This window comes from Nocardia sp. NPDC052316, assembly GCF_044547795.1.
GTDB lineage: Bacteria > Actinomycetota > Actinomycetes > Mycobacteriales > Mycobacteriaceae > Nocardia.
In genome coordinates, this window is sequence record NZ_JBIUBB010000004.1 from 637479 (window position 1) to 649984 (window position 12506).

Annotated in this window: 12 protein-coding genes; 6 read left to right on the plus strand and 6 right to left on the minus strand. The window is 67.4% G+C overall.

What is annotated here, in order from left to right; all coding sequences use genetic code 11:
* The first annotated feature begins 84 nt into the window (after nt 1–84).
* The 3 genes from ACIHA7_RS21365 to ACIHA7_RS21375 all read left to right on the plus strand — a co-directional run bounded on the left by ACIHA7_RS21365 (nt 85) and on the right by ACIHA7_RS21375 (nt 2714).
* Nucleotides 85–1716 (plus strand): ABC-F family ATP-binding cassette domain-containing protein, encoded by a 1632-nt coding sequence (locus ACIHA7_RS21365; RefSeq protein ID WP_397292169.1) that lies wholly within the window; start codon nt 85–87, stop codon nt 1714–1716.
* 80 nt (nt 1717–1796) lie between these two features.
* Nucleotides 1797–2030, plus strand: a complete 234-nt coding sequence (locus tag ACIHA7_RS21370; protein WP_040736162.1) for a helix-turn-helix domain-containing protein — start codon at nt 1797–1799, stop codon at nt 2028–2030.
* A gap of 114 nt (nt 2031–2144) precedes the next feature.
* A complete protein-coding gene (locus ACIHA7_RS21375; protein WP_397292172.1) occupies nt 2145–2714 on the plus strand; it encodes a dihydrofolate reductase family protein in 570 nt (189 codons plus the stop codon).
* On the opposite strand, the gene ACIHA7_RS21380 is transcribed toward ACIHA7_RS21375, so the two are convergent.
* From ACIHA7_RS21380 to ACIHA7_RS21395, 4 genes are all read right to left on the minus strand, one after another.
* Complete coding sequence (locus ACIHA7_RS21380) at nt 2708–3670, minus strand: hypothetical protein (protein ID WP_397292176.1); 963 nt, start codon at nt 3668–3670, stop codon at nt 2708–2710. The genes ACIHA7_RS21375 and ACIHA7_RS21380 overlap by 7 nt on opposite strands.
* Before the next feature lie 11 nt (nt 3671–3681).
* On the minus strand, nt 3682–4221 hold the full coding sequence (locus ACIHA7_RS21385) for a hypothetical protein (RefSeq protein WP_397292180.1): 540 nt from the start codon (nt 4219–4221) through the stop codon (nt 3682–3684).
* A gap of 271 nt (nt 4222–4492) precedes the next feature.
* Complete coding sequence (locus ACIHA7_RS21390; protein WP_397292183.1) at nt 4493–4909, minus strand: acyl-CoA thioesterase; 417 nt, start codon at nt 4907–4909, stop codon at nt 4493–4495.
* A gap of 79 nt (nt 4910–4988) precedes the next feature.
* Nucleotides 4989–5459, minus strand: a complete 471-nt coding sequence (locus tag ACIHA7_RS21395) for a cupin domain-containing protein (RefSeq protein ID WP_397293117.1) — start codon at nt 5457–5459, stop codon at nt 4989–4991.
* Nucleotides 5460–5596: 137 nt separating this feature from the next.
* Between ACIHA7_RS21395 and ACIHA7_RS21400 the strand changes: the two genes are divergently transcribed.
* Together ACIHA7_RS21400 and ACIHA7_RS21405 are read left to right on the plus strand one after the other, a co-directional pair.
* On the plus strand, nt 5597–6166 hold the full coding sequence (locus ACIHA7_RS21400) for a MarR family winged helix-turn-helix transcriptional regulator (RefSeq protein ID WP_397292185.1): 570 nt from the start codon (nt 5597–5599) through the stop codon (nt 6164–6166).
* 168 nt (nt 6167–6334) lie between these two features.
* Nucleotides 6335–7840, plus strand: a complete 1506-nt coding sequence (locus tag ACIHA7_RS21405; protein WP_397292187.1) for an amidohydrolase family protein — start codon at nt 6335–6337, stop codon at nt 7838–7840.
* A gap of 82 nt (nt 7841–7922) precedes the next feature.
* On the opposite strand, the gene ACIHA7_RS21410 is transcribed toward ACIHA7_RS21405, so the two are convergent.
* Complete coding sequence (locus tag ACIHA7_RS21410) at nt 7923–8489, minus strand: TetR/AcrR family transcriptional regulator (protein WP_397292190.1); 567 nt, start codon at nt 8487–8489, stop codon at nt 7923–7925.
* Between the two features lie 87 nt (nt 8490–8576).
* Nucleotides 8577–11396, minus strand: coding sequence for an aconitate hydratase (locus tag ACIHA7_RS21415; RefSeq protein ID WP_397292194.1), 2820 nt, complete (start codon nt 11394–11396; stop codon nt 8577–8579).
* A gap of 332 nt (nt 11397–11728) precedes the next feature.
* Between ACIHA7_RS21415 and ACIHA7_RS21420 the strand changes: the two genes are divergently transcribed.
* Nucleotides 11729–12292: a DUF6676 family protein gene (locus ACIHA7_RS21420; RefSeq protein ID WP_397292198.1), complete on the plus strand. Its 564-nt coding sequence runs from the start codon at nt 11729–11731 to the stop codon at nt 12290–12292.
* Nucleotides 12293–12506: the final 214 nt, after the last annotated feature.

Sequence of the window (12506 nt, forward strand, 5' to 3'; positions counted from 1 at the left end):
GTAAAATCGGTGGTTCTTGTGTGTATCGGCGTCGCACAATCGAGTACTTACCGCCCAGCACCACTGATCCGCGAGGAGAAATCTGTGATCACCGCGACCGACCTGGAGGTCCGGGCCGGAGTCCGCACCCTGCTGTCGGCCCCCGGACCGGCCCTGCGGGTGCAGTCCGGCGACCGGATCGGACTGGTCGGGCGCAACGGTGCTGGCAAGACCACCACGCTGCGCATCCTGGCGGGCGAGGGCGAGCCGTATGCCGGAAAGATCTTGCGCTCCAGCGATATCGGCTACCTGCCGCAGGATCCGAAGGAGGGCAACCTCGACATCCTCGCCCGCGACCGGGTGCTCTCGGCCCGCGGCCTGGACACGCTGATCCGCGACATGGAGAAGCAGCAGGCGCTGATGGCGGAGGTGGCCGACGAGGCCGAGCGCGACAAGGCGGTCCGCAAGTACGGCCGCCTGGAGGAGCGCTTCTCCGCGCTCGGCGGCTATGTCGCCGAGAGCGACGCCGCCCGCATCTGCAACAGCCTCGGCCTGCCCGACCGGGTGCTCGCGCAGGCGCTGCGCACCCTCTCCGGCGGTCAGCGTCGGCGAATCGAGTTGGCGCGCATCCTGTTCGCCGCCTCCGACGGCAGCGGCGGGCGCTCCGACACCATCCTGCTGCTGGACGAGCCGACCAACCACCTCGACGCCGACTCGATCACCTGGTTGCGCGGTTTCCTGCAGAACCACGACGGCGGCCTGATCGTGATCAGCCACGATGTGGAACTGCTCGGCGACGTGGTGAACAAGGTGTGGTTCCTGGACGCGGTGCGCGGCGAGGCCGACGTCTACAACATGGGCTGGCAGAAGTACCTCGACGCGCGCGCCACCGACGAACAGCGCCGCCGCCGCGAACGCGCCAACGCGGAGAAGAAGGCGAGCGCGCTGCGCGTGCAGGCCGCCAAGCTCGGCGCCAAGGCCACGAAAGCCACTGCGGCACAGAACATGGCCAAGCGCGCCGACCGGTTGATCGCCGAGCTGGACGACGTGCGCGTGGCCGACAAGGTGGCCAGGATCAAGTTCCCCGAACCCGCCCCGTGCGGCAAGACGCCACTGATGGCGGAGAACCTGACCAAGGTCTACGGCTCGCTGGAGATCTTCACCGGCGTCGACCTCGCGATCGACCGCGGCAGCCGGGTCGTGGTGCTCGGCCTCAACGGCGCGGGCAAGACCACGCTGCTGCGCATGCTGGCCGGGGTCGAGCAACCGACCGCGGGCAATCTGGTGCCCGGCCACGGCCTCAAGGTCGGCTACTTCGCGCAGGAGCACGACACCCTCGACGACCAGGCGACCGTGTGGGAGAACATCCGCCATGCCGCGCCGGACGCGGGGGAGCAGAACCTGCGCAGCCTGCTCGGCGCGTTCATGTTCACCGGTCCCCAGTTGGATCAGCCCGCGGGCACGCTCTCCGGTGGTGAGAAGACCCGTCTCGCGCTGGCCGGGCTGGTCTCCTCGGCCGCCAACGTGCTGCTGCTCGACGAGCCGACCAACAACCTGGATCCGGTGTCGCGCGAGCAAGTGCTCGACGCGCTGCGCACTTACGCGGGCGCCGTCGTCCTGGTGACGCACGACCCGGGCGCCGCGGAAGCCCTGTCGCCGGAGCGCGTGATCTTGCTACCGGACGGTACGGAAGACCATTGGTCCGCCGAATATTTGGAACTTATTCAGCTTGCGTGACTTTCATCACAAGAATCCGTTGATCACGGACCCTCGAGTGCTTAGCCTGGAAAGAGCTGCTCGGCGACTCGGAGGAAGCCATGAGCGACAGGCCAACGCAAGTCAAAGCCACCCTGGGTAAGGGAACACGTGTCACGGGGAAGTCCCGGGACCGCCTACAGACCCAGTTGAAGAAGCAGTACGAGGCAGGGGCGAGCATTCGCTCGCTGGCGCGAGCGACCGGTCGCTCCTACGGCTTCATCCACAATGTGCTGGTGGAGTCGCATGTGCAGCTCCGCAGCCGCGGCGGTGCGAACCGCCGTAAGAGCCAGTAGCGTCCGCAGAACTCGAAACCGGTTCGGACGGTATCTCTTTCGACCGAACCGATGAGTTCGTTTGCCCAGGACCGTCTGCACCATCGAGGCCACATCTCGCGAAAGGAGCCTCGAGTGCGGACGATACTGCTGCAGATGATGGTGACGCTGGACGGCTATGCCGCCGGCCCGGACGGTGCGCTGGACTGGATCGAGGTCGACGACCCCGAACTGGACGCGTACCTCGCCGAGCTGCTCGGTGCGGTGGACGGCCAGATCTTCGGCCGCGCCTCCTACGCGCTGCTCGCCCAGTATTGGCCGGGGGCGCAACAGGATCCGGCCACGCCCGGCGACGCGCTGCTGGCACCGCTGGTCAACGCGCTGCCGAAGCTCGTGCTGTCCACCCAGCCGGACCCGGACCTGCCGTGGCAGCCCGCGCGCCGGATCGGCGCGAATCTCGCCGCCGAGATCGCCGAGCTGAAGAGCGAGCCGGGCAAGCCACTCGTCGTGTTCGCCGGTGCGCGCACCGCGCAGCAGTTTTTGCGCCTCGGCGCGGTGGATGAGCTTCGGCTGCTGGTGTTTCCGGTGCTGCTCGGCGCGGGCCAACGCCTGTTCGACGAGATACCGGCGCAGCGGCTACAACTGGCGGACGTGGTTGCGTTCCCGACCTCGGGCGTGGTCCTGCACAGCTACCGCCGTCAGTAGCCGCTGACCGAGCCGTCGCCGTCGACGAGCAGGTTGGCGAGGCTGCGGAAGATGGGCAGGCCGGTCTTGATCTCCAGGTACGCGAACTGGCCCTGCGGGTTGACCTCGAGGAAGTAGTACTCGCCGTCGAGGCCGAGCCGAATGTCCAAGACGCCGAAGGACAATCCGAGCGCACCCATCAGCGTGGCGAGCGATTTGCTCACCGACGCGGGCAGCTGCTCGCGCACGAAATCCACCGAGGTGTCCAGGCGAGAATCGACACGGCCGACGCCGGCTTGCGAGTCGATGCGCACCGTCCATTCGACACCGTCCACCCAGACGACCCGCAGATCGCATTCGGCGTCGATGTAATCCTGGAAGGTGGTCGGCGCGGCGCGGATGCCCGCGAGCCTGCCGTAGTCGGCCTCGGTGATGATCCTGGTCTCGGCGAACTCGGCGCGGCTGGTACCGGTGCGCTTGTAAACGACTGGGCCGGGCCGGGATTCGGCGAAACTGCGGGCCTCGTCCGGATCGTTGGTGATCAGGGTCTCCGGCACCGCGAACCCGGCGCGCAGCGCCGTCTCCAGCTGCACGATCTTGCGGGCCGCGGTGCGGTCGGCGCCGGGGTCGTTGATCCAGTTGGCCGGGATGGACCAGAGCATGCCCTGGATGAAGCTGTCGCATTCGGCCTGGCGGAACTCGTCGTCGGTGGCGCGGACCCCGCCGGGCACCTGGCACGGATGCGGGCGGCGCCACCAGACCGAGCGCACGTCGTCGAGTCCGATGAGATGCGAGAGCGAGCGCGCGGTGCCGAGCCGATCCAGCCGGAAACTGCCCGACTCGCGCGGGAAGTCGCGCAGGTCGAGGTGGATCGCGCTGAGCGCGTGGTGCTCTCGCAGCGTCGCCGCCATGGCGGTGGCGTGCAGGTCGTCGGATTCCGACACTATGAGGACCGAGCTCGCCCGGCGTGCCGTCATGCGCGCACCGCTCAGTCGAGACTGTCGCAGTTGATGCCGTCGTCGCTGGTCGCGAACGACTTGGTCTGACAGTAGGTGTAGGTGGCGCCGTGCGCGCCGGTGAGATCGACGATGTTCAGGCGCTCGGCCCAACGCTCGGTGAGCTGCCGCAGTTCTTCGTCGCCGCGCGCCGGGGAGGGTGTCTCCGGGATGGTCATCGGCCGATCGACGAGATCGATGCGCATCTTGCGGGTGAAATCCGCAGTGGCACCGGCGCGGATGTCCACCACCACCTGGCGGCCGACGCGCTCGGCGCCGACCTCGGCACTGACTCTGCCTGCCCGGGGCGAGGTGCCGTCGGGCAGGGTCGTGATGCCGTCGGGCACGCAGGAGAGTCCGTCGGTCAGCGGCGAATCGAGCACGCGCACGACGTCGGACCGACGGAAAGTCCACGTTCCCTCGGGCACCCGCACGGTGATATCTCGTTCCGACTCCGCGACCAGTACACCCCGCAACGGAGCAACGCGGTCACTCTTCGGCGCGGTTCCGGGAAGGCGGAGTGCGTCGGTCATAGCTCATTCTCCGATCTGAATCCGATCTGCTCGCGATTTGCCACGACCCCCGAGCGTGACTTGGATCATAACGCGCAGCTCGGCCGGATCGGTTCGGTTCGAGAGATTTCACGGCCGGTGGCAAACCGAATTTCAGAACCGGATGCGCTAGCGCCGAAAGATTTTCGGTGCGCCGCACACGGTTCAAGCGCAACCGGTGAGCTATTTCCGAATGGGAAAATTGAGACCTACATTGCTCAGGGTTGGCGGCTGTGCATCCGCACTTGCCGATTCAAAGTCCGAGCAGGTCGGGCCGGTCGGCCAGCGCCGCGAAGCGTTCGCCCGGCGCGGCGACGAGCTTGCGAGTGGTGAGGTCGAGCAGGCCGGTAATCGTCGATATCTCGGCCGCGACGGTGCCGTCGAGTTTGCGGATCTCGTGCCGGAACCGGAATGTCTTGCCGGTCAGCCATTCGAAGTCGACCGATACGGTGACCTCGTCGCCGCCGCGCAGCTCGCGCAGATACTTGATGGTGGTTTCCAGTACGACCGGGCCGACGCCGCTGGCGACGATCTTTTCCTGCGACGCGCCCGCGGCTCGCATCAGTTCCCAGCGGGCGTGCTCGGCGTATTGCAGATAGACCGCCTGGTTCAGATGGCCTTGGGTGTCGAGTTCGTAACCCCGGACGAGGATCGGGACGGAAAAGGTCATCTCCTGCGAACCTCCTTCACGGCCGGAGTTGTTCCGGCCCGCATCGACGGGTTGATCACAGTCGGATTGTGCACGACCGTCAGCGGCGGTTGGCGGTGCGCTCGGCCCACCAGCGCGGCGCGTCGACGAAGTGGTTATCGAACTCCTCCTGGGCCGCGGCGAGCTCGGCCAGGGTGGATTCGCCCTTGGCGATGCGGTCGAGCAGCCGGAAGTACTCGAAGCGCTGTACGCCGGGCAGCAGCGCGATCATGACGCGCGCGGAGCTGTCGGGTGTGGCGCCGAAGGCGTGCGGCATGAACTTCGGCACCACGATCGAGCCGCCCGCGCCGACCGTGACGATCCGGTCGCCGGCCAGCAGCTGCAGTTCGCCGTCCGCGACGTAGAACAGTTCGTCGGACCGGGTGTGGTAGTGCGGCGACGCACCGTCGGCGCCGGGCCGCATGGTGACTTCGAGCGTGCTCAGCGTGCCGTCGGTGTCGGAGGCGTCGAGGAGTAGCCGCACGGTGACCGCGTCGGTGCTCAGTGTCTCGGCATCCTGCGGCTGGCGGATGGCGACGTCGATGCGGGGCGAGGTGGCGCTCACGGGGTCTCCAAATAGTTCGCTGCTTGATAATTCGCTACCGAACTATATATCGGCGAATAGAATCCTGTCCATGGTGGAGACGCGACAACTGATCTCGCACGCACATGGGTGAGGCACCCGAGACCGCACCGGCGGACGGTCCGGCTCGGGCCGCCGCAACCCGCACCGGCCGTGACGCGGGGGACGATCCCGTCGATGTGATCGTCGCGCAGTGGCGGCGCGAACGACCCGACCTCGAACTGGAGGCCATGGCGATCGTCGGCCGCCTCGGCAGACTGCTCGTCGTGGCGCAGCGGGTGATCGAAGAGGTGTTCACCGCGCACGGCCTCCAGCGTGGCGAATTCGATGTGCTCGCCGCCCTGCGCCGTTCCGGCGAACCGTTCGAACTCAACCCGTCCGTCCTCGCGGACACGCTGATGCTCTCCAGGGCGGGCATGACCGGCCGCCTCGACCGGCTCGAATCGGCGGGCCTGGTCCGCCGCGTCGCCGACCCCGCCGACCGTCGCGCGGTGCGCGTCGCACTGACCGACGAAGGCCGCAAGCTCGTCGACACGGTCGTCACCGCCCACACCGAGAACGAAACCCGCATGCTGTCGGCGCTCTCCGCGCACGACCGCCGCGAACTCGATCGCATCGCCCGTGCGCTGCTCGGCAGTCTGGAACCGGGGGAGTAGTCGGCATCGACCACCGGTGGACGACACCGCCGACTGCATCGACGATCTCTTCGAGCCGAAAGTGCCCCGCGGCAACGGTTTTCGTCCACTGCCCGCCTTCGGTTCGTTAGTCTTGGCGTGCGCGACCGGTCCGCCGGCGCGGGGTGAACTGACGCCGGAAGGTGGGATGTGGTGCTGCCGGACATGGATCGCGCGGAATTTCTGTCCTGGCTGGTCAAAGGCGCGGCGGGAGCGGTGGCGGGTGGACTGCTCGCCCAGTCCGCGGTCGGTGCCGACCCCGGCGCAGCCGAGCCGATCACGGTGCTGTCCGGGGCGACGGTGATCGACGGAACCGGGTCGCCGCCGCGGCCGGACATGACGATCGTGCTCGCCGCGGATCGGATTCTCGCGGTGGGCCGGTACCCGGACCTGCCGCGGCTGCCCGCGGTGCGCACCCTGGATCTGACGGGCAAGTTCGTCATCCCCGGACTGTGGGACATGCACACCCATATGGCGCAGGCGGAGAGCACCTTTCCGCCGCTGCACGTCGTGCACGGCGTCACCGGTATCCGGGAGATGTGGGGCTTCCCCGAGATCCACGACCTGCGACGGCGCATCGAACAGGGCGCGGTGCTCGGCCCGCGAATCGTCCTGGCGAGCAGCATCATCGACGGGCCGCCCGGTATCTGGCCCGGCTCGACGGTGGTGTCGAACGAGGCCGAAGCGCGGGCGGCCGTCCGGCGGAGCAAGCACGAGGGTGCGGACTTCGTGAAGGTCTACTCGCTGCTGACCCACGAAACGTTCACGGCCATCGCGGACGAGTCGCGCAGGGTCGGCTTGCCTTTCGCCGGTCACGTGCCGCACCGCATTCCGGTGGCCGAGGCCGTCGAGCTCGGACAGCACACCATCGAGCACCTGTACGGCATGCTGTTGTCCACCTCGTCCCGTACCTCGGAGCTGTACGCGGAAATCAATGCCGGGCCTATGGATCCGGAGGCGCAGCGAGTGGGCCGGGCCAGGATGGAACGCGCGGCGGCTGATACGCACAGTCCCGAAGTCGCCGCGGCGTTGTTCGATCTGATGATCCGGCGCGGTACTTGGCAATCGCCGACCTTGGTTGTCCTGGAACGGTTAGCGACCGGTGTGGCGCCAGGGCGGCCGGACGACGATCGGTTGCGCTACCTGCCCGACTTCCTGCGCCAGTTCTGGCAGCAACGGATCGGTCCCGAGCCCGACGCCGCACAGGCCACCACGCTGCGACGCAACTTCGACTCGAGGCTAGAGCTGCTCGGCGCGATGAACGCCGCTGGTGTCGGCATCGTCGCGGGCACCGACGCGGGGAATCCCTTTGTGTTCCCCGGCTTTTCGCTGCACGAGGAGTTGGAACTGCTGGTGCGGGCGGGCCTTTCGCCGATGCAGGCGTTGCAGGCCGCCACCCGCGATGCCGCGCGATGCGCCGGGCTTGCCGCGGTCAGTGGCACCGTCGAAGTGGGCAAGAACGCGGATCTTGTTGTCCTGGACAGTGATCCGCTCGCCGCGATCGGCAATACCCGGCGGATCCACGCGGTGGTCTGCCGGGGCCGATATCTGGATCCGGCAGATCGGGAACGCATCCTGCGGGAGGTCGAGGCGGCCGCGCAGGTCGAGTATCCGGCGTTGCCAACGGGTGGACTGGCATTCGACTGCTGTGGCTAGGCCCGGTGTCGAAGTCTCGTTCGGCCCAGGGCGGCGTCCGGATCTCGACACAGCACGCCAGGCGTAGGTGCGCGGGGCGGCTTCAGTCCCGACGACGCACCGAGGCTTCGACGAGATCCAGTACCGCCGTCAGGTTTTCGTTGGTGTGCCCGGAGGCGATGCGGGCGATGAGGCCGTCCAGGACCAGGTCGAGATAGCCGAGTAGGACGTCGGTGGGCACGTCGTCGCGCAACGCACCCGCCGCCTTGCGGCGCTCCAGCCTGGCCAGCGTCGCGGCGGTCAGTTCGGCCGAACGCTGCGACCAGCCCGCGCGGAACTCGGGATCGGTGCGCAGCCGCCGCGCGATCTCCAAACGGGTGCCGAGCCAATTGAATTGCTCGGGGTGGGCGAGCATGTCGCGCATCACCCCGACGATGCCCTGGTTGGCCGCCACGTCGGCCATCCGCTCGGCGTCTTCCTGCGCCAGCGCGAAGAACAGCGCGTCCTTGTCCCGGAAGTGGTGGAAGATCGCGCCGCGGGACAGGCCGATCTCTTCCTCGAGCCGGCGCACCGTGGCGCCCTCGTACCCGTATTCGGCAAAGCAGCGCCGCGCCCCGTCGAGAATCTGGCTGCGCCGGGCGGCGAGGTGATCATCACTGACTTTGGGCATAGCGGACGTGCTCCTCCAAGAGGTGTGAGAAGTCCGCGCACCGCGAAAACGCGGTGCGCGGACTCTCGACTAACGGCGAGTGCGTGATCAGCCGCGAATCATGTTGCGCAGCACGTACTGCAGGATGCCGCCGTTGCGGTAGTAATCGGCCTCACCGGGGGTGTCGATCCGCACCACCGCGTCGAAGGTGATCTTCTCACCGTTCTCCTTGGTGGCGGTGACCTTCAGGGTCTTTGGAGTCGCACCCTCGTTCAGCTTGGTGATGCCCTCGATATCGAAGGTCTCGGTGCCGTCCAGCTTCAGCGACGCGGCCGACTCGCCCGCCGGGAACTGTAGCGGGATGACGCCCATGCCGATGAGGTTCGAGCGGTGGATGCGCTCGAAGGACTCGGTGATGACGGCCTTCACGCCGAGCAGCGAGGTGCCCTTGGCCGCCCAGTCGCGCGAGGAACCCGAGCCGTACTCCTTGCCGCCGAGCACGACCAGCGGGATGCCCGCGGCCTGGTAGTTCTGCGAGGCGTCGTAGATGAAGGCCTGCGGGCCGCCGTCCTGGGTGAAGTCGCGGGTGTAACCGCCCGAGACGTCGTCGAGGAGCTGATTGCGCAGCCGGATGTTGGCGAAGGTGCCACGGATCATCACCTCGTGGTTACCGCGACGCGAGCCGTAGGAGTTGTAGTCCTTGCGCTCGACGCCGTTGGACTCCAGGTACTGCGCGGCCGGGGTGCCCGGCTTGATGTTGCCCGCGGGGGAGATGTGGTCGGTGGTGACCGAGTCGCCCAGGTAGGCCAGCACGCGCGCGCCCTTGATGTCGGTGACCGGCTCCGGGGTCTGCGGCATGCCGTCGAAGTACGGGGGCTTGCGCACGTAGGTGGACTGCGGATCCCACTCGAAGGTCTTGCCCTCGGGGGTCTCCAGCCCGCGCCAGCGCTCGTCACCCTTGAACACGTCGGCGTAGGACTTGACGAACATGTCCTGGCTGATCGCGGAGCCGATGGTCTCCTCGATCTCCTTCGGCGAGGGCCAGATGTCCTTCAGGAAGACGTCGTTGCCGTCGGAGTCCTGACCGAGCGGGTCGGTCTCGAAGTCGAAGTCCATCGTTCCGGCGAGCGCGTAGGCGATGACCAGCGGCGGCGAGGCCAGGTAGTTCATCTTCACGTCGGGGGAGATGCGGCCTTCGAAGTTGCGGTTGCCCGAGAGCACCGCGGTGACCGAGAGGTCGTTGTCGTTGATCGCCTTCGACACGGCCTCCGGCAGCGGGCCGGTGTTGCCGATGCAGGTGGCACAGCCGTAGCCGACCAGGAAGAAGCCGAGCTTCTCCAGGTAGGGCCACAGGCCCGCCTTGTTGTAGTAGTCGTTGACGACCTGCGAACCCGGCGCCATGGAGGTCTTGACCCACGGCTTGGAGGTCAGGCCCTTCTCGACGGCGTTGCGGGCGAGCAGCGCGGCGCCGAGCATGACCGACGGGTTGGAGGTGTTGGTGCAGGAGGTGATCGAGGCGACCACCACGGCGCCGTGGTCGAGCACGAAGTCGCCGTACTCCTCCGAGGAGACCTTGACCGGCTTGCTCGGCCTGCCGACGGCACCGTTCGCGGCGGACGGGATGAGCACCGCGTCGTCGTCGGCGAAGGACAGCACGGCCGGATCGCTGGCCGGGAAGGACTCCTCGATGGCCTCGTCCAGGTGCGTGTGCGGGGTGACGGCGGCGGGGCCGCTCTCCGCGTCGCTGGTGTAGTTGTGGATGTCCTTGCGGAACGCGGTCTTGGAGTCCGACAACAGGATTCGGTCCTGCGGCCGCTTCGGGCCCGCGATGGAGGGCACCACGTCGCCCAGGTCGAGCTCCATGTACTCCGAGTACACCGGCTCGTGTTCGGCGTCGTGCCACATGCCCTGTTCCTTGGCGTACGCCTCGACCAGTGCGAGCTGGTCGTCGGAGCGGCCGGTCAGGCGCAGGTAGTCGATGGTCACCTCGTCGATCGGGAAGATCGCTGCGGTGGAACCGAATTCGGGGCTCATGTTGCCAAGGGTCGCGCGGTTCGCCAGCGGAACCTCGGCGACGCCCTTGCCGTAGAACTCGACGAACTTGCCGACGACGCCGTGCTTGCGCAGCATGTCGGTGACGGTGAGCACCACGTCGGTGGCGGTGACGCCCGGCTTGATCTCACCGGTCAGCTTGAAGCCGACGACGCGCGGGATCAGCATGGAGACGGGCTGGCCGAGCATGGCCGCCTCGGCCTCGATACCGCCGACGCCCCAACCCAATACGCCGAGGCCGTTGACCATGGTGGTGTGCGAGTCGGTGCCGACGCAGGTGTCGGGGTAGGCCTGGCCGTTGCGGACCATCACGGTGCGGGCCAGGTGCTCGATGTTGACCTGGTGCACGATGCCGGTGCCCGGGGGGACGACCTTGAAGTCGTCGAACGCGCCCTGGCCCCAGCGCAGGAACTGGTAACGCTCACGGTTGCGGGAGTATTCGATGTCGACGTTGCGCTCGAGCGCGTCGGCGCGGCCGAACACGTCGATGATCACCGAGTGGTCGATGACCATCTCGGCGGGCGCGAGCGGGTTGACCTTGTTGGGGTCGCCGCCGAGGGTGGCCACGGCCTCGCGCATGGTGGCGAGGTCGACGATGCAGGGCACGCCGGTGAAGTCCTGCATGATCACGCGGGCGGGCGTGAACTGGATCTCGATGCTCGGCTCGGCCGACGGGTCCCAGTCCGCGATGGCGCGAATGTGATCGGCGGTGATGTTCGCGCCGTCCTCGGTGCGGAGCAGGTTCTCCGCGAGGACCTTGAGTGCGTAGGGGAGTTTCTTGGTGCCGGGCACGGCGGAGAGGCGGAAGATCTCGTAGGAGTTGCTTCCGACCTCGAGGGTGCCCTTGGCGCCGAAAGTATCGATACTTGTCGTCACGTCAGCTCCACTCGTCTGTGAGGGTTGGTCGCCGGCGGGGCTGTGCCGGCGACCGAGTCTTTGCAGGTGCTCCAGCGCCGGAGGGCGCCGGTTCCTCGCGCTACGACCTTAACAGTACGCTTGTCCTGTGAGGCGCACGGGGGCGGCTGGGGTACCGGACGCCACCGCCGACGGCGATCCACCACGGGGCGCGTCGCGTGCCGTGTGCGCGTGCTCCGACTCTCCGTCGCGTACTGTGCTTTCGGAGCCAGCCGGGTGGCGTTGAGCTCACCTTGCAGTGTTGGATGCACGTCGCTTCGGATGCCGATGCGGCTCGACAGACCGGATGGAAGATGACCGTCTCGCACACCTCGGTTTTCACACCCATGGCCGCCGGCCTGCCGCCGAACATCACCGAGGACACCGTCACCACCATCAATGCCGACCTGGCCGACAATCACGTCGCCACTGTGGACGGCAAGGATCAGACGGAGTTGGCCGCGGTCGCCGCCGACGCGCGGGCGGACGGCATCGCGCTGAGCATCGTGGTCGTTCCCGGTAATCCAGGCCACGATTCGAGCCTACGGGACCTGGCCACCGAGGTCGGCAAGACCCAGCACGGCACCGTGGTGGTGCTGAGCGACGACTGGGTGGGCACCTACAGCGACACCATCTCCCGGGTCCGCCTGGAGTGGGCCGAGGACACCGCGAAGTTCAAGGGCGGCGCGCACTCCGCCGAAGCGGCACGGCTTTTCGTGGACAAGCTGGAGCAGCCGGAGAGTGTGTCTTACACCGCGATCACCGGTGTGTTGCTCGTCGGCACCGCCGCCGTCGTGGCCGGGCTCTACTTCGTGAAGTCGCGTCGGCGCGGCGAACCCGCCACGCCGGTCGACGCTTCCGGCGCCGACGCGCGCTAGGGCCCCCTACCTCATAGCTGGTTTCGAACCAGCTACTTTTCCTGACGACCGGTATGTTCTACCGGCTGGAAACCTTTGCCATATCCGGCTAATTCCAGGCAAAGGAAAAATTACCCGCCTGACATTCTGTTGCTGGAGTTCCTTTGGTGACGGAAGTGTCGTACGGTCGTGTAGTTGCTGATGGGGAAGAAGGGTTGTCAGGGGTTATCTGCCG

Excerpts from the sequence above, each read along its gene's own strand:
- ACIHA7_RS21370 (WP_040736162.1), top strand. The coding sequence starts at position 1,797 with ATGAGCGACAGGCCAACGCAAGTCAAAGCCACCCTGGGTAAGGGAACA.
- ACIHA7_RS21380 (WP_397292176.1), bottom strand. The coding sequence starts at position 3,670 with ATGACGGCACGCCGGGCGAGCTCGGTCCTCATAGTGTCGGAATCCGAC.
- ACIHA7_RS21385 (WP_397292180.1), bottom strand. The coding sequence starts at position 4,221 with ATGACCGACGCACTCCGCCTTCCCGGAACCGCGCCGAAGAGTGACCGC.
- ACIHA7_RS21390 (WP_397292183.1), bottom strand. The coding sequence starts at position 4,909 with ATGACCTTTTCCGTCCCGATCCTCGTCCGGGGTTACGAACTCGACACC.
- ACIHA7_RS21400 (WP_397292185.1), top strand. The coding sequence starts at position 5,597 with ATGGGTGAGGCACCCGAGACCGCACCGGCGGACGGTCCGGCTCGGGCC.
- ACIHA7_RS21410 (WP_397292190.1), bottom strand. The coding sequence starts at position 8,489 with ATGCCCAAAGTCAGTGATGATCACCTCGCCGCCCGGCGCAGCCAGATT.
- ACIHA7_RS21420 (WP_397292198.1), top strand. The coding sequence starts at position 11,729 with ATGACCGTCTCGCACACCTCGGTTTTCACACCCATGGCCGCCGGCCTG.